At 42.2% G+C, this 19,717-nt stretch carries 16 protein-coding genes; 9 read left to right on the top strand and 7 right to left on the bottom strand.

The genetic code is table 11. The features are described 5' to 3' along the window. Nucleotides 1–17: 17 nt before the first annotated feature. The 5 genes from fabD to QVE09_RS22435 form a co-directional block, all read right to left on the bottom strand. Entirely contained in the window at nucleotides 18–1,208 is a 1,191-nt protein-coding gene (gene fabD / locus QVE09_RS22455; RefSeq protein WP_315938582.1) for an ACP S-malonyltransferase, read from the bottom strand. Then, nucleotides 1,205–1,930, bottom strand: coding sequence for a thioesterase II family protein (locus QVE09_RS22450; RefSeq protein ID WP_315938581.1), 726 nt, complete (start codon nucleotides 1,928–1,930; stop codon nucleotides 1,205–1,207). Before QVE09_RS22450 ends, fabD begins: the two co-directional genes overlap by 4 nt. Nucleotides 1,931–2,088: 158 nt before the next feature. Beyond that, a complete protein-coding gene (gene loaP, locus QVE09_RS22445; RefSeq protein WP_315938580.1) occupies nucleotides 2,089–2,643 on the bottom strand; it encodes an antiterminator LoaP in 555 nt (184 codons plus the stop codon). 25 nt (nucleotides 2,644–2,668) lie between these two features. Beyond that, the gene (locus tag QVE09_RS22440; RefSeq protein ID WP_090955135.1) at nucleotides 2,669–3,655 is read right to left on the bottom strand and encodes a TauD/TfdA family dioxygenase; all 987 of its coding nucleotides are present in this window, start codon (nucleotides 3,653–3,655) and stop codon (nucleotides 2,669–2,671) included. A 39-nt stretch (nucleotides 3,656–3,694) separates the two neighbouring features. Continuing rightward, entirely contained in the window at nucleotides 3,695–4,243 is a 549-nt protein-coding gene (locus QVE09_RS22435) for a histidine phosphatase family protein (RefSeq protein ID WP_090955133.1), read from the bottom strand. A 476-nt stretch (nucleotides 4,244–4,719) separates the two neighbouring features. Between QVE09_RS22435 and QVE09_RS22430 the strand changes: the two genes are divergently transcribed. The 7 genes from QVE09_RS22430 to QVE09_RS22400 all read left to right on the top strand — a co-directional run bounded on the left by QVE09_RS22430 (nucleotide 4,720) and on the right by QVE09_RS22400 (nucleotide 14,445). Beyond that, nucleotides 4,720–6,729, top strand: a complete 2,010-nt coding sequence (locus QVE09_RS22430; protein WP_315938579.1) for a DUF5693 family protein — start codon at nucleotides 4,720–4,722, stop codon at nucleotides 6,727–6,729. Nucleotides 6,730–7,845: 1,116 nt separating this feature from the next. Further along, nucleotides 7,846–9,525, top strand: coding sequence for a PucR family transcriptional regulator (locus tag QVE09_RS22425; protein WP_315938578.1), 1,680 nt, complete (start codon nucleotides 7,846–7,848; stop codon nucleotides 9,523–9,525). Between the two features lie 230 nt (nucleotides 9,526–9,755). Then, nucleotides 9,756–10,550 carry an ABC transporter ATP-binding protein gene (locus QVE09_RS22420; RefSeq protein WP_315938577.1) on the top strand — a complete coding sequence of 265 codons (795 nt, stop codon included), beginning with the start codon at nucleotides 9,756–9,758 and terminating at the stop codon, nucleotides 10,548–10,550. Next, nucleotides 10,531–11,403, top strand: a complete 873-nt coding sequence (locus QVE09_RS22415) for an ABC transporter permease (protein ID WP_315938576.1) — start codon at nucleotides 10,531–10,533, stop codon at nucleotides 11,401–11,403. Before QVE09_RS22420 ends, QVE09_RS22415 begins: the two co-directional genes overlap by 20 nt. Before the next feature lie 34 nt (nucleotides 11,404–11,437). After that, nucleotides 11,438–12,469 (top strand): ABC transporter substrate-binding protein, encoded by a 1,032-nt coding sequence (locus QVE09_RS22410; RefSeq protein ID WP_315938575.1) that lies wholly within the window; start codon nucleotides 11,438–11,440, stop codon nucleotides 12,467–12,469. Nucleotides 12,470–12,662: 193 nt separating this feature from the next. Beyond that, the gene (locus QVE09_RS22405) at nucleotides 12,663–14,039 is read left to right on the top strand and encodes an amidase (RefSeq protein WP_315938574.1); all 1,377 of its coding nucleotides are present in this window, start codon (nucleotides 12,663–12,665) and stop codon (nucleotides 14,037–14,039) included. Nucleotides 14,040–14,058: 19 nt separating this feature from the next. Further along, entirely contained in the window at nucleotides 14,059–14,445 is a 387-nt protein-coding gene (locus QVE09_RS22400; RefSeq protein WP_315938573.1) for a RidA family protein, read from the top strand. A gap of 100 nt (nucleotides 14,446–14,545) precedes the next feature. Here the strand turns inward: QVE09_RS22400 and QVE09_RS22395 are convergent, their stop codons facing one another. Continuing rightward, entirely contained in the window at nucleotides 14,546–16,603 is a 2,058-nt protein-coding gene (locus QVE09_RS22395; RefSeq protein ID WP_315938572.1) for a methyl-accepting chemotaxis protein, read from the bottom strand. 276 nt (nucleotides 16,604–16,879) lie between these two features. Between QVE09_RS22395 and QVE09_RS22390 the strand changes: the two genes are divergently transcribed. Further along, nucleotides 16,880–17,305, top strand: coding sequence for a hypothetical protein (locus QVE09_RS22390; RefSeq protein ID WP_315938571.1), 426 nt, complete (start codon nucleotides 16,880–16,882; stop codon nucleotides 17,303–17,305). A gap of 153 nt (nucleotides 17,306–17,458) precedes the next feature. Here the strand turns inward: QVE09_RS22390 and QVE09_RS22385 are convergent, their stop codons facing one another. After that, a complete protein-coding gene (locus QVE09_RS22385; RefSeq protein ID WP_315938570.1) occupies nucleotides 17,459–18,622 on the bottom strand; it encodes an iron-containing alcohol dehydrogenase in 1,164 nt (387 codons plus the stop codon). A 103-nt stretch (nucleotides 18,623–18,725) separates the two neighbouring features. Between QVE09_RS22385 and QVE09_RS22380 the strand changes: the two genes are divergently transcribed. Further along, nucleotides 18,726–19,676 carry a phosphotransferase gene (locus tag QVE09_RS22380; RefSeq protein WP_315938569.1) on the top strand — a complete coding sequence of 317 codons (951 nt, stop codon included), beginning with the start codon at nucleotides 18,726–18,728 and terminating at the stop codon, nucleotides 19,674–19,676. The last annotated feature ends 41 nt before the right edge of the window (nucleotides 19,677–19,717 follow it).

The following is a 19,717-nucleotide window of genomic DNA, read 5'->3' as shown; positions in this document are numbered from 1 at the left end:
GACTACCTCCCGCGATTCTACAAATGTTCCATTATTTCTTTCGCTTCCTGGTTTGTAGTGTATTTTAGTTTCAATATTTCTTGTAAAAGCTTTTTAGCGTTTTCCTCTGAATTAAATAAAGGCTCTGTAGGTGTATTCTCTACTAACCCCTTTAACTCACTTAACAATGAATTTAGCTTTGTTAAATAAGTGGATTCCATATTCCGATTTCTACTAATTAATGCCGCTGTTAAGTAGTTCTTAAGCTTGGCCAACTCTCTCCCTTTGGGTAATTCAGAGTAGAGTTGCTTAACTCTCATTAAATCTGTGGAATCACTAATAGATAATGATCTAGAAGTATTTGGTATCGATTTCATGAAATCGGTTAAAACTTTTCGAGGACCTAGTTCAATAAAAGTAGTAACACCTTGCGTTATCATATAGTTGATGGACTCTAACCATCTAACGGGTAGTACGAATTGTTGTTTGAGCTTTTCTTTATAGGAATCGTTTTCCAAGTATGCTTGACCACTAACATTAGAAATAAGCGAACATTTAGGTGTATTGAATGTACATTTTTGCAGCTCTGAATAGAATAAGTCAGAAGCAGTAGTCATTAATGGACTATGAAATGGAGCACTGACATTCAAAAGCGTATATGTGCCTCTTTCTTTTTCAACGCTTTTTAAAACGCTCTCTATTGCAATATAATGGCCTGATATTACAATTTGTTTATTTGAATTCACACAAGCTATGGTCACGGGGTAGTCTTCATTCGCCGTTTCTCTACAAATGCCACTTAAGAGTTCCGCACTTATGCCAGAAATAGCAGCCATTCTTCCGACTCTCGCAGGATCAGCTTCTTGCATAAGAATGCCTCTTTTTCTAACTAACTGAATTGCATCTGAGAACGACAATACGCCACTACATACCATAGCTGTATATTCACCAAGACTATGCCCAGCCATAAAAGAAGGTTTAAAGTCCAACTCTTCTTTAAACGCATGATAAATACTCACACATACGGTTAGGATGGTAGGTTGAGCGTTCATCGTTTGAGCAAGTACTTTGCCTTCACCTTCGAAACATAGTTTTTTAATATCCATTTGTATTGCATCGCTTGCTTCTTCGAAAATTCGTTGGCTTCCTTCATACCTATTCCAAATTTCTCGGCCCATTCCAACATATTGTGAACCTTGTCCAGGGAATAATAGGGCTACTTTATTCATACATATTCTCCTGTGTATACATTCATCAGAGTGTTATTTATCATTGCTATCAAATTTTGCTTTTGACTGTTCAAGTAAAAATGACCGCCAGGAAAGGTATGTAGGGATGTCTCTCCTTGTGTGTACCTTTCCCATTCACGGATCTCTTCGCTTAAAATGCTTTCATCCTCACCCATTAAAACCGTTATATTGCAACCCAATAATGGCTTCTCTTCCCCCCCATTATTCGACTCTAAATTGGTTATATCTGATTTCAAAATGGGTAAGAAATAGGATAAGAAACTTTCGTCAGAAACTAAAATTTCGCTTATACCACCTAACTTTTGAAGTGCATTCAAAAACTGATCGTCAGGCAAGGTATGAAGCAAGGCGTCTCTAGTATGATGCGGTGGTCGTCTTGAAGAAATGAACAGATGTACAGGTGGCTTGTATCCTTCTTGTATTAATTTGTGAGTTAATTCAAATATGATACTCGCTCCCATACTATGGCCAAATAGTGCGTAAGGTTCTCCTTGATTTTCGAGATATGGTTGGATACGTTCAAACATATCATTGATCAGCTCATCAAAAGAGCTATAAAGAGATTCATTTGTACGATAACCACGTCCAGCGAGTTCCATAGAAACTATACTTATATGGGGTAGTAAGTGTGATTTCCAATCAGAATACATGCTAGACATTCCACCAGCACATGGAAAACAGAATAAATTTAGATTCTCCAATTTCACATGCCTCCATTAAAAAGAGCCACCCGCTCATGTGAGCAAATGACTCTTTTAGTTAAATTTGTAAAAAAAATATTTATACCTTCGGCACTTCATCCAAAATCATTTTGCATTCTTCTGTAATCATATGTCCCTCTGATATGAGAGTAATGTGCCTAAGCATCTATTACTTCAACCAAAGTTGCTGATCGAATCACATTAATAGGTACGTAAATGGTTCGTTCTAAATAGGATAGATTCAATTTTATTTTCGCTTTGCTGTTTCGTATGTCTATTTTTTGGATATTATCTTTATAGTTTAACAGTGGCCCTGAAATCACTTCCATTTTCCCGTCCGTTATTCTGATATCTGAATAATCTACGGTGTCTTCTTGATTGAGGAGCTTTAATATAAAAGTCATTTCCTCTTCACTGATTGATTTCAGGTAAGAATTACGATCCATATTCATATCCTTTGATGAATTTTTTAAGATGTAGTACGTATTTGGGATTTTCAATAAGTCATTGTGATCCATTAACTTCATATCTGCCTGTATGAACAGATAGCTTGGAAATAACGGGATGATTCTTTCATAGAACCATCCACTTTTTTTCTCCCTTACCCGTTTCAAAGGTAGAAGACACTTTACTTTGTCTGAAAAATGCTCTCGAATCATTTCACGAACAAAAGCCTCTTTCCCTGTTTCGACAAATAAAACATACCAATACATACAACCACCCTATTGCGCAATATTTTCAAATTCCGTAGTTAGAAGTTAAGTCTCCCATGGTTACGACTATTTTCCGTGCGCCTTTATATGGTCTTCTTCCATGCGCCATCAACATATTGTCTAACATAAGTACATCTCCCTTTTCCCATGGGAACGCGAGAGAATGTTCATCGTACACATTTCTTATTTCTTGCAGATCTTCATCACTTATGGTATCTCCGTCTCCGTAGTATGTATTTCTTGGTAGGTTACTTTCACCTACTGTTTGAACTAAATACTCACGAATTGCAGGGGATAGATTAGTTACGTGAAATAGATGTGCCTGGTTAAACCAAACCATTTCCTCTGTTTGAGGATGTTTTGCTACTGCAGGCCGAATGGCTTTTGTTCTTAATCTGCCGTCCGAAAACCACTCAATATTTATCCCCGCATTTGAACAATATTCTTCAACTTCTTGCTTAGAATTCGTTTGGAATACTTCCTCCCAAGGTAAATCTAAGTTTCCACCAATATTTCTTTGGTATAATACCTGCTTTGTAGCAAATTTATCCTTAAGGTCTGGATTCAGTTGGTTCAAGATTGCCCGACTGTCAGCTATTGGTGTTTCACCACCAACCTCAGAAGGCTGCACACAATGGAAAAATATTTTTTGTGCCCATACGTGAGCATATGAATTTTCATTATGCATCGCAATATGTTGATCCTCTGGATACTCCGTAGAAGTATAGACGTTCCCTTTCACTTCACTTCTTGGGGTAGAACGTTCTTTATACTTCTCTAATTCAGGGGTAAAGATAGTCGAGAATTTTTCAAAGAGGTCGATGGAGCTGACATTAAAATTTCTAAATAGAACGCCACCATATTGTAAAACCAGCTTCTCAATTTCACTTTTGTTATGTAACGCCCAACCGTAAAAATCGTCTACATTTCCTTTACTATCCAGTACAGTAATTTTTGTTTCACCTTTTTGTAGATAATCCATTGTTATGTTTTCCATTGTTACGTTCATCATATTTGCGTTTACCCCCTGTTTTATGAAGTATATACTCAACTATTTTTCGTACACATAGATCTTCCCATTGATTGGATAAGGTTTAAAGCCCGGGCCTTTATATCCTCGTCTAAGTATTTCTTTCCTTAGTCTCATCATAAAAGTTGCATGGCTTACAATGAGGATATCTACACCAGCAGCCGCTGCCTCAATATCATTCATGACTAAAACGGCTCTATTATCCGTTTCTTTTGTACTTTCCACAACCGACTTATGTTTAGAATTAAGGATAAACTTCGTGATAATTCCCCATATGATGATTGGTAACTTCCCCTTCCAAACTTGAGCGTACCGAGGTAGAGGTATTTTTTTGAGTTTCTCATTGATAATGAGATCCCCATTATATATTTCATTAGCAGTCTCAATAGCTCGTTCCATATCACTGCAAAAACATTTTTGCCACTTGGTAGTTCCCATATCCACTTCGCTAATTTCAATTTCAGCTTGGTCATATTGCTCAAGCCACTCTGTCAGCTCTGCACCTGTTAACATGTAACTCGAAGGTTTTTCTTTTGCTACCTTAAAATGTCTTATCAATCCAATTTTCATAGTGCACTCCTTAATTAAGTTTGAGTTTCATCTTTTTTTCCTTTATAGTAATTAAAAGATTATGACATAACTTTTTCCATTTTCCGTTGGATAGCTACAATATACAACTAATTTCTTCTTTCATCAACAAAATTCTAATTTTGCATGATATTATTTTTAAATACATATTTTATCTATATTTCAAAATAACGATTGATCTATCTCAGAAGATCATATCTAATCAGAAAAAAATGAGTACGTTTTCTTCGACGCGTACGTCAAAGAATATATACTTTCTTTCCAATCTTCTTTCATCAATACCTGCCATTCACAATATTATGTACAGCTAGTACATACTTCACCTTTTAATTAAATAGTCTCGTGATCTTCCAAGAGCTCTCTGAAAAATAACCAATTGCTCTAGAATTACAATCACGATTGATATATATTTTTGATGTATTGTTATTTTTTGTCTAAATGGAGGCGGAAGTTTTTCTATGGATAATCGATTTAGTAATTTGAACGAACGATTCAAATTGGTATTATATGTATTAGTTGTAATCAGTTTAGTGGCTACTATACCGTATCTTGCAAACCGTACAAAACTTGAATCTTCTGCAAAACAAGTAGAATTTATATTTGATTACAGGGGTTTAACCGAAATTGCAAACTATCAAAGCAAACCAGAAAAATATTTAGATGAGCAGTTAGCTACATTAAAAACAGCCGGTGTTAAGTCAATGGCGATATATGAAAGCACATTGAAAGATTTACAGCTTTTAAAACGGATCAACTATTACAGCACAGAAGAGCTTGAAAAAGCACAAAAACTTGATTCTACTTCTTCTGAAAATTTCACATATATCATTTATTCAGATGATGATGCCAGAATTGAGATGGATCCATTTATACGCGAAGCTTTCTCCAATGTTTCCATAAGAGAATGGACTTTCAATGGAAAGCAGGGGATTGTAATAGAGGCTGCTTTAGCAGAGGCTATTATGAAACCGATTGGTTTTGATCCTATTACGCTTAATAAATTGAGCTCTGATGGATTTGAAATTATTCCCCGTTTTTCAGACAGATCCCTCCCATATGATCATGAGAAAGTTAAGCAACAAATGGAAGTTTTTGAACAACTGGGAGTAACACATATTCTATTTGATGGTGATAGTGTAAAAGGATTTACAGACCAAGAAGATCTAAAAAGTCTTGACTTGTTTGGAAACTTGTTGAATCAACATCATATAGGTATTATTTCAATTGAAAACCTATTGCCACAGTCCCAATATGGGTTTAATTACTTGGCAAAAATCACAAATTTTAATGTTGTACGATTATATTCCTTATCAGGTATAGATGCGACCCGACTAACGGCAGATACAATAGTGGATCGTTTTTTACTTGCAGCAAAAGATCGAAATATCAGAATGTTTTATCTGAATGCAGCTATCTTTAACAACCCAGGAAAAGCTGGCCTTGTAAGTTCTTTAGATAATTTATTCATCGCTTTTGATGATCAAGTGGGGATTATTCCAACTCTTGAAAAACAAGGATTCCCTACCGAGGAAGCTGAAGCTTTTCAAGTTAACAAAAACTCATGGGAGAATCCCTTAAAAGTTCTGATAATTCTAGGAGCATTATCACTTATAACCCTATGTATATCAAGTTTTTTCATGTTATTGACTATACCTTCTTTCATAATTGGAATTATAAGCAGCATCGGGTTATTCTTCTATAACAGTGACATCCTTATGCAGGCTTTAGCTTTAGGAGTAGGTGTTAGTACACCAACTTTAGCTATAATAACCGTTTTAAAAATGATCCTAAGGAAACAAACTACTCCTGTTAATCATAAAAAAAACTTATTAACTGCCCTTAAACTACTCGTAATCACTACTGTAATCACTTTAACTAGTGTTCCTTTTATAGTAAGTCTTTTGAATAATGTAAGTTACATGCTTTCCATTAATCAATTTCGTGGGGTTAGCGTCTTACATTTGGCACCTATCGCATTAGTCACACTATATATACTTTTGTTTATTGACAAATCTCCAATAAAGCGTTTACGATACATCCTGATTCAATCCATTAAAGTTTGGTGGGTTATAGCTGTTGTTGTGATAGGAATCGTTGGTTTTTATTATATATCTCGAACTGGCAATTCTGGGGAAGCCCCTGCAATTGAGATATTCATTAGAAAAATATTGGAAAACTCGATTGGAGTTAGGCCTAGGTTTAAAGAGTTTATGTTCGCTCACCCCTTATACCTTTTTGGATTATTTTTAGTTTTACGTTATCGCCTAGCTATTCCTTTTCTAATTATTGGTTCGGTAGGTCAGCTTTCTTTAGTAGATACTTTTGCTCATATTCATACTCCACTTTATATCTCAACTATCCGTATATTTTTAGGACTTGGACTTGGTGTTCTAATAGGTCTTATTTTAATATTAGTATATGTATTCATTGAAAATCTGTTTAGAAAATATATTATGAATAGAGTTTAGTTTTTCTACAAAGAAAATTAACAAATAGAGTATTCTTGGAGCAGCTTCGCTACCATGAATACTCTATTTGTTATCTTGGTTATAAAGTGTTACTTGTAGGTGTGTATAAGACTCGTGAGTACAGTAGTTTTTTCAACCCACATACTATATGTGAGCATAATTCGTCTCCACCTTGTCTAGGCCTATCAGCTAACGTATATACAGACATATTTCTGAAATAAAGTTGGTGAGCCCATATTCTTTTCTTTAGTTTAATTGAACAAAATCAAATTGAAGCAATTCGTTTCTAAACTTAAAAATTGCAAGACGAGAACAGAGAATAAATAATGAGGAAAAAACATTTAAAGCACATGAAGTAGAACACCATATGTAAATTCTGCATCGACCAAGGAAATTACGTATATGTACGAGTTCAAACAACTCTTTATTGCATCGATAAAACAAGGTAAGCAACTTTGAGGCTTGTGGATTTGACGATCAGACCATCGGTATGACCCGGATTAAAGCCGCAGCGGACCGATGAAGAGCAAGTTATAAAGAGTATGGAGAGACACGCTTACAGGATGGACGAGGCAAATATTCAGGAGACCCTTTAAAACGAGAACTTACCTTGGAAGAGAAGAACGCGAGACTCAAAGCGCAAATTCACTTGCTCCAAGCAGAGAATGCACAAAGAATCATATTGCCGAACGGGGGTGAAAATACAAGTAGAACTAGCGCCTATTCTTCGATACAGATTGATCCGAACAAAGATTGAGTAATACCAACTTCAGCGAATAGGGAGTGCTTTGTGTGAGACCACAAGGTCTCCAATATGGGATAGTACCGACACTGGAGTGCCTCTGCCATTCACAGACGCAAGCAGAAGGAACAGGTATATCAGGAAACAGGAGTACATATTCTTCAGACCTTGCAATTTAAAAACGTAACAAATGCGCTCGTTACATAAAAATGACGCTAAAAGGTCAATTTCATATCGTTTTGAATCTCAAACGAAACCGAAGAATTATGAAAAATACGATATCTTTCAGCCTCTTTATCCAAACTCTTCTTTACGCCCACCTCACTTAATGTTAGATTTTATAACATATCATTATGAAAGCGAGTGGGTTGAAGATGGATCTGCAACAGTTATTGACTATCCCCATTCTCTCCAAAGCAAAGGTTATTGCCGGGCATCGTGGCCTTGATCGCTTGGTGCAATCGATTAATATTATGGACGCGCCAGATATTGTACAATTCCTGAAGCCGGGAGATATGCTGCTGACGAACGGTTATATCCTGAAAGACCGCCCAGATGCTCATCTTGGATTCATTACAGACATGCATACGATTGGTTGTGCGGCGCTTGCTGTCAAGACACAGCGTTTCTCTCTTGAATTATCCCCGCAACTGCTTGAAACAGCCGACATGCTGGGCTTCCCGATCATCGAGCTGTCTGAGATAGACAATACACTCGGTGAATTATTTCAACATTCGATCAGTGCCATCCTTCAGAATAAAACCCATGAGCTACATTATGCCTTGTCTATTCACAAGCAATTTTCCACGATGGTGATGCAGGGAAAAGGCATACCATCCATCGTAGATACGTTGTCTCAACTGCTATCCTCACCTGTACTACTGCTTGGTTCGAAGAAGCAGATTACGGCAAGCTCCCATTATGCACAACAGATGGATGACCAGTCTCTCGCCGCGCCATTACTGACATTTATTGATGAGCACCCTTCCTTTCATACCGCAATCTCGATCTGCCTGCTTACTGCTGATAAATACCGACATTCCGAGCTTCATCCCATCTTCACAGATCGGCACGAGGGTTATTTGATCGCACTATATGACAGTTCCGCAAGCTCTAGGCTCTCCACTCTGGCACTGGAACAAGCCGTCAATGTGATCGGCCTGGAGTTAACCAAGAAGCAAGCCGTCAAAGAGCGTTCCCGCCGTTACAAAAATGAATATTTCTCCGATCTCATTCAGGGCTTCATTCGTTCGGAACAAGAAGCGCTGCATCGCGGCAAGAAATATGGGCTACAAGCCAAAGGAAGTTCCGTTCTGATCATTGCCAAAACGGATGAATCCTTAGCGGGCATACCTAAGCAGAACTCTACTCCCTCTGGGGAAGAGCGATTCATCTCGGAACGAGACGCTAATTATGAGCTGATTAAACAGGAATTCGCCAGAATGGATCTCTCCTTTGTCATGTTCACTAAGAACGACCAGTTTGGCATACTCGTCTTTTTGGCCGAATCGTTTTGGGACGAACACACCGTTGTTCAGCAGCTTGAACGGATGGCGAGCAATCTGTATACAGAGTCGCAGCTCAGCCTATCCTTCGGAATAGGTAATCCCTATACGAATGTATTGGATATTGGGCTCTCCTATAAAGAAGCAGTCAAGGCGCTTCAATCCGGCTATCAGATGCGTAAGACACGCTTCGCTCATTCCTATCAAACCATGGATATAAGCCGTCTGCTGCGCATGATCCCCCACGATGAGATGCTGCAGTTCCATCACGAAACCTTTAAGCCCTTCAACGACCGAGATCCAAACGAGCGTAACGAGCTTATGAAAACTTTGTCCTCCTTCTATGAGAATCATTGCCAGATCGTCGATACAGCGAAAGAGTTATTCGTACATCGCAATACAGTGATCTACAGATTGGAGAAATGCGAGAAGCTAACCGGCAGGAACATCAAGGATCCGAGTGAAAGTCTTCGCTTCCGAGTTGCCTTCGCACTTGAGTCCCTTTTGAATGTTAATCCAGCCCCTAGTGAAGCTAATCATACGTCTTAAATAGAGAACGTGTCATGTATAATGACACGTTCTTTTCATATTCAATTCATGTTCAATCTTCATTTGTGCATTTTAACTGATTTAATTCTATTTTTATGTTCATAGTAACTAATGACAATTATGCAAACAGTCTATATGATTAGGAATATATTCATTAATGTCATGTTAATTAACATCGATTCACATCAAGGAATGAACACCATCAGGCTGTAGGAAAGGGGCTACCTATCATGGCTATACAGATACAAGGCGTATCCAAATCATTTGTCAGTGCAACCGGAGAAGATATTCAGGTCCTGGCTGAGGTTTCGATGCAAATCAAGAAGCAGGAGTTCTTCAGTATCGTGGGACCGAGCGGTTGTGGCAAAAGTACGATTTTCAATATTATCGCAGGTCTGCTTAAGCCAACAAATGGCAAGGTTATCGTCTGTGGCGAAGAGATCGATCAGACCACCGGGCATGTCGGTTATATGATGCAGAAGGACCTGTTACTTCCTTGGAGAAGCATCCTGGACAATGTCACGCTAGGCTTGGAAGTGAAGGGCATGTCCAAAAAGGATCGCGGCGATATTGCCATGGATTATCTGGATCGTTATGGCCTGGCTTCATTCGCAGGAGCCTATCCCTCCACACTATCAGGCGGTATGCGCCAACGTGTAGCCCTCATTCGTACCCTCGTTACCCAGCCCGATATTATATTACTGGACGAACCCTTCTCCGCACTTGATTATCAGACCAGACTCATTCTGGAAGATGAAATCTTATCCATTCTCAAATCCGAGGGCAAGACAGGCGTCCTGATCACGCATGACATCGAGGAAGCGATCGCCATCTCCGACCGTATTGCCGTTATGAGTAAAAGACCAACAACCGTGAAGCAGGTGTATGACATTGGTCTCGCCTCGCAATACGGTTCAGCACTGAAAGCCCGCTCCGACCAGAAGTTCAAGCAGTATTTTGAATCGATCTGGTCAGAGCTTGATATCCAAATGGGAGGATCAGCTAATGAAAAGCACATCACCTGAAGTTACCCTTGCCCGAAAGCCTGCTGGAGTTACGAAGAGCAAGAGCAAACGTAGACAGTCCACCTTCTCCAAAGAATGGCTGGTAACAATGCTGTGGCGGTTCATTATTGTAGCGGTCATCCTGGTGATCTGGGAATCTGCCGTTCGTTTGAAGCTGGTTAATGGATTCCTCATGGGATCACCAAGCGCCATTCTTGATGCCGCCATCATGATGGCCAGCTCAGGGCAAATGCTTACAGACGCATTTGCAACGGTGAATGCCACCGTTATCGGATTCGTAGCCGGAAGCTTAATCGGATCATTGGCAGGACTGCTCATGTGGTATTCCAAGTCCGTTGCCCGTGTGCTCGATCCATTCATTGTAGCGATGAACGGTATTCCGAAGATCGCACTTGCTCCCATGATTATCATCTGGTTTGGTTCAGGCATCTTCTCCAAGATTGCTCTGGCCTCCGTAGCAACGTTTATCGTAGCACTGTTATCCGCCTACCAAGCGACGCATCAAATCGACGAATCCCAGATTAATCTGATGAAATCCTTCGGTGCGAAGAAATCACAAATTTTCCGCAAAATTATCGTTCCTTCCTCTCTGCCATGGATCATCTCGGCCTTCCGGATCAATATCGGTTTGGCATTGGTGTCTGTCGTAGGTGGAGAATTCATCTCTTCTGACAAAGGACTTGGACATATGGTATTCGTCGAAGGTAACCTGTTCAACCTTCCGGCCGTATGGGTTGGCGTGTTCATGCTTATGCTGGTCGCCATACTCCTCTACACCTGTGTCGGTTATATCGAATCCCGTCTCCTTCCATGGAATGACAACAAGACCAGCAGCAAATCCACATCTGTATAGCTGACCTACAATGATTAAAGGGGACTGATGACTAATGCGTACATTCAAAAAGATAGCAATTCTAACAGCGATGACGGTTATTTTGACTACACTGCTCAGTGCATGCGGAAGCAATGCCACAACACCCGCGAGTGGTGCAGGTGCATCTAATAGCGGGGGGCAAGCAAATACGCAGGTGGACAAAATTATGGTGTCCGAGGTGTATCACAACCTGCTCTACCTTCCCTTGTATGTAGCGAACAACCAAGGTTTTCTAAAGGAGAATCGCATTGAGCTATCTTCCATCCGTGCTGCCGGAAGCGGTCCAACAGCATTGTCTTCGGTGATTTCAGGCGAGTCGGCGTTCTCCTTCCACGGTCCTGAGCATGTCGCATTTGCTAATGCAAAGGGCGGAGATGCTCGCTCACTGGTCCTTCTATCCGGCAGTGCTCCAGTATGGGCAGTTGCGCGAGAAGGAGTAACCGTGAACTCGACAGCGGATTTCAAAGGTAAAACCATCGTTGTGGGCTTGGCACCTACAAGCTCGAACAGCTTACTGCGGAAACTATTCGCTGACAACAACATTGATATCGACAAAGATGTGACGATCACCGAGGTTCAGAATGGCTCCGAGCTTGGTGCTGTATTAGCCGGCAAAGCCGACATTGCTATCGTTTACGAACCGCAACTGGATCAAGGCATTGCAGAGGGACTTCATATTGTCCATGATTTCACCAAGGATTACCCTGACTTTGCCTTTGCAACGATGAATACAACTGCAAGCTTCATTGAGAAAAATCCTGATCTCACCCAGCGCTTCGTCACCTCTATTGAGCAAGCCCTGGAGTATATTCAATCGAACCCTGAAGGCGCGAAAGCAGTTGCCGTGAAGGAATTCCCGAATCTGGACAAAAACGTCGTGGAGCAAGCGGTACAACGCATGATCGACAGCAAAGTATATCCTGCGGAGGGACTCATCAATGAATCAGCTTTTAACACCGCAATCGATATGCAGCGCTTCATCGGCAATCTGAAGGAAGACCTCGCTTACGAGGACATTATCGATTCAAGCTTCACCACCAAATAGAGAGAGAAAGGGTGATTACTCTGAACCAGGACGACTATCTCACACACCGCCGTACAGAAAGCGCCAAATATGAGGACGGATTTATTACGAGCGAGGAACTTGCCCTATTTACAGCAGACTTGGAGCTGATTCGAAGCTTCAAGTTGCCAGAAGAAGTAGGGCCCAATCCCCCGCATAGGAGCGTGCCTCTTCGATGATTACCAAACCACTTAACGAGCTGACGATTGCTGAAGCCGCAACACTGATTAAAAACAAGTTGATATCTCCTGTAGAGCTTACGAGATCCTATTTGAACCGCATTGAGAAAGTAGAGCCTTCTGTGCAAGCCTTCGTTACGGTCACCGCCGAACAGGCTTTGCAGGCCGCAAGAGTATCTGAACAGAAACTGATGAATGGCGAATATCTCGGTCCTCTGCACGGCATTCCCTATGGAGCCAAAGACATTGTCCATACCGCTGGCATACGCACCTCGGCCGGATCAAGTACCTTTCCAGACTTCGTACCCGGAACGAATGCAACTGTGATTAATAAGTTGCAAGCTGCAGGCGCTATCCTGCTCGGCAAGACAACAACGACGGAATACGCCTTTCAGGGAGGAGAACCGCCAACCCGCAACCCATGGAATTTAGAACATACCCCGGGCGGTTCCAGCTCCGGCTCTGCCGCTGCAGTAGCGGCTGGCATGGCTTCCTTTACACTCGGAACGCAGACCTTTGGATCTCTGCTCAGACCCGCAGCTTATAACGGATTAACCTGCATGAAGCCGACTTACGGCAGAGTTAGCCGTAATGGTGTCATCACAGCCAGTTGGAGCCTGGATCATATTGGCGCCTTCACTCGATCTGCACAAGATAACGCAATCGTTCTGGAAGCGATGGCCGGGCAAGATGAGCTGGACTCCTTCACGCTTCCTTATGGCAAGCCAGACTTAACAAATGCTCTTGAGCGTCCTATATCAGGAATGATGGTCGGGCTGCCGAGCAGCTTCTTCCAGACTGATGAACCGGCGATCTTGTTAGCGGTAGAGTCGGCAATCGCTGTGCTTGAGAAGCTGGGCATGCAATGGAAGAAAGTTGACCTGCCTTCTTATATGGAAGAGACAATTGCTGCTCATCGTACGGTTATGCGGGCAGAAGCTGCCGCCTTCCATCAGGAACGCTTTGCGGAAGCCTCTGATCGTTACGGCCACACGATGCGGGAGCAGCTTGAACTCGGTTACCAGACGAGTGCCGTTGATTATTTGCAGGCACAACGCATCCGAACGATATTTCGGAGCGAGATGATGTTGTTGTTCGATGAAGTGGATGTGTTATTGACCCCATCAACACCCTATGTGGCCCCACATGGCTACAAGACAGGTAGCCCGATTTTCAACGGACCGTTCACCAATACAGGACTACCGTCCATCACCGTACCCATCGGGTTTGATACCACCTTAGGGAAGCCATTACCTATCGGCATGCAACTTGCCGGTCCACTCATGAGAGAAGACCGCTTGTTGTCCATCGCTCATCATTATCAGCAGACTACGAACTGGCATCAGTTAACACCAAATATACACACTCATTAGGAAAGGAATGACAGCTACAATGTCTACCATCATACATGCAAGTGCAGCACCCAAGTTCCCGCTTCCTTTCTCCCATGCTGTACGCGCAGGAGATTTGGTCTACGTCGCAGGTCAAGTAGGTGTCGATCCAGAGACGCTTGAGCCTATCGGCGGCATCAAGGAGCAGACTGAGCAGTGCATTCGTAATATTGAGGTGATCCTTCAAGAAGCCGGACTTACACTTGATCATATTGTGAAGGTAACCACTCATCTGGCCCGAGTCGAGGATCAGCCCGAATACAACGAAGTGTATGCGCGAATGATTAAACAACCCTATCCCGCCCGTATTACCGTATTCAGCGGGTTAGGTCCTTATTTAATTGAAATGGAAGTGCTGGCGTATGCGCCTTCCATTCGAAGAGAGTAACACATCACCAAAGAGCACCTGTAGCCATAGATGGGTACAGGTGCTCTTTTTGTTCTAGAAACCCGGTTCTCTTTTGAAAAACGGGTTTCTTTTCGTATTCCTATTTTGTTTTAAAGCGAGATGCTTCTTCGGCAAGTTGTTTGGTCAGTTCATCGATTCTCTGCACCATATCTGTCAAATGTTCCGTCATGCCGGACTGCTCCTGCATTGTTGCTGTGACTTCCTCAACAGAAGCCGACACCTCTTCACCGGAAGCGGACAGATTCTGTGCAGCTCCAATGACGTCATCCTTATCTCGTTCAATGGATTCGATCTCAGTGGCAATAGCCTGAACCTGGCTCATCATCTCATTCATATTCTCAGTGACAAAATTGAATGTCTCCTTCGTCTGGCTAACGCTGCTCTTATGCTGTTCCGCAATCGCTTCAATAGCCTGAACACTTCGGTTATTCTGCTCCACGTGATCAATGGTCTGCATCACGATTCGGTTGATATCCTCCGATTGAGCTGTCGTCTGCTCTGCCAGCTTGCGGATCTCAGAAGCAACGACTGCGAAGCCACGCCCTTGATCACCTGCTCTTGCGGCCTCAATCGAAGCATTCAACGCAAGTAATTTCGTCTGATTTGCGATTTCAGCAATCGTACCTGTAATCTGGTGAATGCCCGAGGAGCTTTCGGCGAGTTGCACTGTAATTTTGGAGATATTGCCCACTTCAATCTCATTCTGCCCGTTCACCGCAATGAGTGCATCAATGACTACATGATTATTTTTGAATGCATCCGTAATTTCATCTGCCTTGAACTTCACTGCCTGCGACATTCCATTCACGTTTGCAATCTTGTTACCAACATTCATGAATTTGTCCACAATGGCTCCCGTATCGTTCGCCTGGGACTCCATCGCTCGTGAAATCTCAAATGCTGTTGTCGTTGTTTCGGCAATCGTGGTTGAAGTTTGCTGTGTGGACTGTTCCAGCTCGGATGTACTTGTTTTCAGGATGCCGATGGAATGGTTCATGCTGGAGATCAGCTGTTTATTGCCTGCTGCCATGGTATTGAAGCTGTCCACCAATTGTTTGAATTCTCCGCTATATTTACCTTGAGCCTGCACCGTCAAGTCGCCGCCCGCAAGCTGTCTGAACAACACAGTTAGTCTTGTAATTGGTCTGGTTACCAGCAAAGAGATCAGAATACCCGATACGACGGAAACCGCAATAGCACTAAACAGAACAATATACATCTGTTTTGCCATCGCACGCAAAGGCTTCTGCACATCGCTCAGTTTATCTTCAACAACGACGGTCCAGTCGGATTTTGGGATTTTGGAGTAATACGCCACTTTCTCATCTGTGCTAATATCCCCTTGTTGTAGTTCAGCGCCAGGAGCAAGATCTATCAATGATTGGTATTCGCCGGACTCCATCTTCTGGCCTGCCAACTTCTCATCCGCTGAATCGTAGATGACCGTACCTACACGGTCCAGAATGATCACTTTTCCCTCATCATTAATATTGATATTTTGTAGCTGATTAACGAAGAACGAGGTGGATGCTGCAGATACAAGCACTCCCTGTACTTCTTGATTCTCATTGTAGATTGGCATGGCAAAAGCCGTACCCAATTGTCCTGAGGACTTGGCTACAATCCCTTCACTAATCACGTTTTTACCCTGAATCGCTTCTTGGAAATATGCCCGATCTCCGCGTTCTACCTTGATAACTGCCGGATCATTCGCTGCAATAATAATGCCATTCCGATCCAACAAAATCAGACTGTTGTTGCCTTCCATACCTGCCAGACTGTCCGCGAGAATACCACTCGCCTTATCCAGCAGCTCATTGTTTTCCGAGAAAAAGTTCTCACCTTCCTGCCCATTCGTATTCCGAATCTCCAGCAGATCCTGGAAGGTCCGATGTGTTGTGATCAAAAAGGTGGATTGTTCCTCCAAACTTAGTGAAGCATACAAACCTGCCCCCACCCGGTCCGAGGTTGCTTTAATCTCATCTTTGCTTTTGTCGAGTGTGATGACAGCCGCTACAGTGTAGGATACTACTGCAGTTACCGCCAGTACGATACACACCAGCAGACTGATCATAAGTGGCAGTTTCACTCTGAACGACATGTTGCGCATGCGTTCTCTTGCCTTGCTAAATACCATGATTACATTCACCATCCATTTTCATTTTCGTCATTATGAAGCCCAAATTCTATGTATCTACTTTATATCGGTCGATATCAAATAATCTGTAAGCTGTTTCGCCAGTTATACTAGGTCAAAGGCCACTGCAAACGATCGGAAAATGAAGACTTTGGGTTAATACAAAATATGACATCAACATCGTATAATATATGAAATACATATCGTGCAGGAAGAGGGACAACGCATTGAATCCGAAAATGCCCACTTTATTAAATGTCGAATAGGAGAAGTGATATGGCAAAAACAGCATTACCTACGCTATTAAATGTCGTGCGCATTTTATTGAGTGTGAAACTGATCTACGTGATTGTGTCCTTCATCGTGTTCCTCATTGACTTCAACCAGAACATGGAGGCCTATCTGGGTTTCTTACGCAAAGGAGATGATCTGGCTTACGCCTCTGGCGTAATCTTAGCCAGAATGTTGTTTATCATCGGTCCCAGCCTGCTCGCTGTTATATTCATCACGAAGAGAAAGTTCAAGCTCACTGTGACGTTTCTGAGTCTGGCACTATTCGTTGCCATTCCGAATGAGAGTAACCTGTTCACCCTGATTCATCTCTTTGCCCTGCTCATCGTACTCTTGCATCGTCCAAGCAAGATGTATCTGAAACGAAAGGATACCCCTGTCAATGAAGCCGTAGTTGAACCGAAAGATTAGTTCCAAAAGGGGATCACATGACATTGAAGTCCAGAAAAAACGATGGAGCGCACAAGATATGATGTCATAATAAAAAAAAGAACGTTCCTAAGTAATACAGGAAGGTCCTTGTTTAATGAGAATCACTATACAAAGTGATTGTGAGATTTACAATTACAGTGCAGCTTGATAAATTTGTACTACATCTTCACGCTGCAAGTTTTTGAAGAATCCGAACGGACCGAATCGCATCGCTTTATCAGCCATCACATCAATCTGACTGTCGTCGATGTCATAGTCAGCCAGACGGCTAGGAGCACCAATTGAAGTCCAGAAGTTGCGCAGCGCTTCAATGCCTTCTTCAGCCACTTGTTTGTCCGACTTTCCAGTAGGATTGATATCAAATACATTAACGGCCATACGTTTGAATCGATCTACATCCACATCCAGATTATGCTTCATCCAGTGTGGGAAGAGGATCGCAAGGCCTCCCCCATGAGGAATGTCATACACGGCCGAAACGGCATGTTCAATATTGTGAGAAGCCCAATCTCCGGCAAGACCCATATTCAGGACATCGTTAAGCGCCATTGTTCCACAGTAGAGAATGGTTTCGCGCAGTTCATAATTTTCCGGATCTTTGATCAGACGAGGGGCCGTATCAATAACGGTACGAAGAATCGTCTCACAGAATCCAAGCTGAACCGGTGTATTGGTATCCAGATGAAAATAATGTTCAAACACATGAGACATCATGTCCACCATGCCGTATACCGTCTGATCCAGAGGTACCGTGTATGTGTTCACCGGATCAAGAATGGAGAACGCTGGGAAAGAATACTCGCTGAACCATGCCCATTTCTCCTGTGTGTCCTGATTGGTAATCACTGAACCGTTGTTCATCTCGGAGCCTGTCGCTGCCATCGTTAGAATTGTACCCAGTGGAAGTCCGCCTTCCGGGGTTGCTTCACGCACAACAACATCCCACATGTCTCCATCGTATTTGGCTCCTACCGCGATGGCTTTCCCGCAGTCAAGTACACTGCCGCCGCCAACCGCAAGAACCAGATCAATGTTATGTGTTCTGCATAGTTCTACACCCTTATGAACCGTAGACAGACGAGGGTTCGGTTCCACACCAGCCAGTTCCGTAACCTCTGCTCCGATTTCATTCAACTGGCTGATTACCTGATCGTACAGCTCGCTGCGTTTGATGCTTCCACCACCATATACAAGCAAAATACGTTTTCCGTATTTTGGAACTTCGGTTTGTAGTGCTTGAAGTTGCCCTTTGCCAAAAATCAGCCGGGTCGGATTGTAAAACTGAAAAGATCTCATAACGTATGTTCCTCCAAAGAAGTCTGAAATTTTGTGCATCCATCATTATAGTTCTCTTTATTCGTAAAAACAAATACAGGCAAGAAGGAGGTAAGAGATCAGTATGGAGTCTGTCACATTACAACATTTAATAAAACAAACCATTAATCAATATGTATCCTCGGATATTCACATTCTAAGTATCAAAAGTAACCCTATCGGTGCGGGATCTCAAGCCGTTGAATTGCTTCGACATCATATTGAATTCCTTATAAATGGAGTAAAAAGGGATATTTCTTTCGTAACAAAGAAGGCCACGTTCATTGAACGCTCTGCCTTGTCCAAATTATTTTTACAGGGAGCCAATGTACCTTATAGTCTATCAAATGAAGTTCATACTCAAGATCGCAGTCTGATCTGCATTCAGGATGTGGACTACCAAACCAATTATAGTCATCTGGATATGGATCTGCTTCAGAATAAAGAATTACGAGCACTGGCTTACATACATGGAACGAATATGGGGGTGAAAAAAGAACTGCCATGGATACCTATCGTGGATCGATCTCATATCATCGAAATGATGGAAAAACGCTGGAGGCCTTTGTGGAACACCGCCATAAAAAGTCCATCATTCCTTGAGGAATTTGGATCACCGCTCATTTCGGAAATTGAAGCTGTAGCAAGTAGTATTGTAGATGATCTTGAAATTCTCATCGAGGATGAACATACACATACGATGATTCATAATGATCTGAATCCTGGCAATGTATTGGTACACAACAATGAGGATGTTTATTTTATCGATTGGGAGGAAGCAAGGTATGGCTCCCTTTTCTTCGATATCCCTCTGCGCCGTACACATCTGAAACAAGTTGAGATCTATCGGGAGTCCCTAAGTTCTCACGGATTCGATATTCCACAACATCAATTCGAAAAGTACTTCTCTCTGGCATCCCGATATCTCGGGATCCGTTATATGAGTTGGAACCTTGGGGTTTGGGAACAATACCCACATGCAAAAGACGACTTAAAAAAGTATATGAAAATGGTGACTCAACCTTTGTTCTCCTGATCCCTCAATTCCACATTAGTAAAACGAATTCACTTTTTTCC

It is taken from the genome of Paenibacillus sp. ClWae2A (assembly GCF_032452295.1).
Taxonomy (GTDB): Bacteria; Bacillota; Bacilli; order Paenibacillales; family Paenibacillaceae; genus Paenibacillus.
Note: the sequence above shows the minus strand (reverse complement) of the source record. Positions and strands in the feature narration are given on the sequence as shown.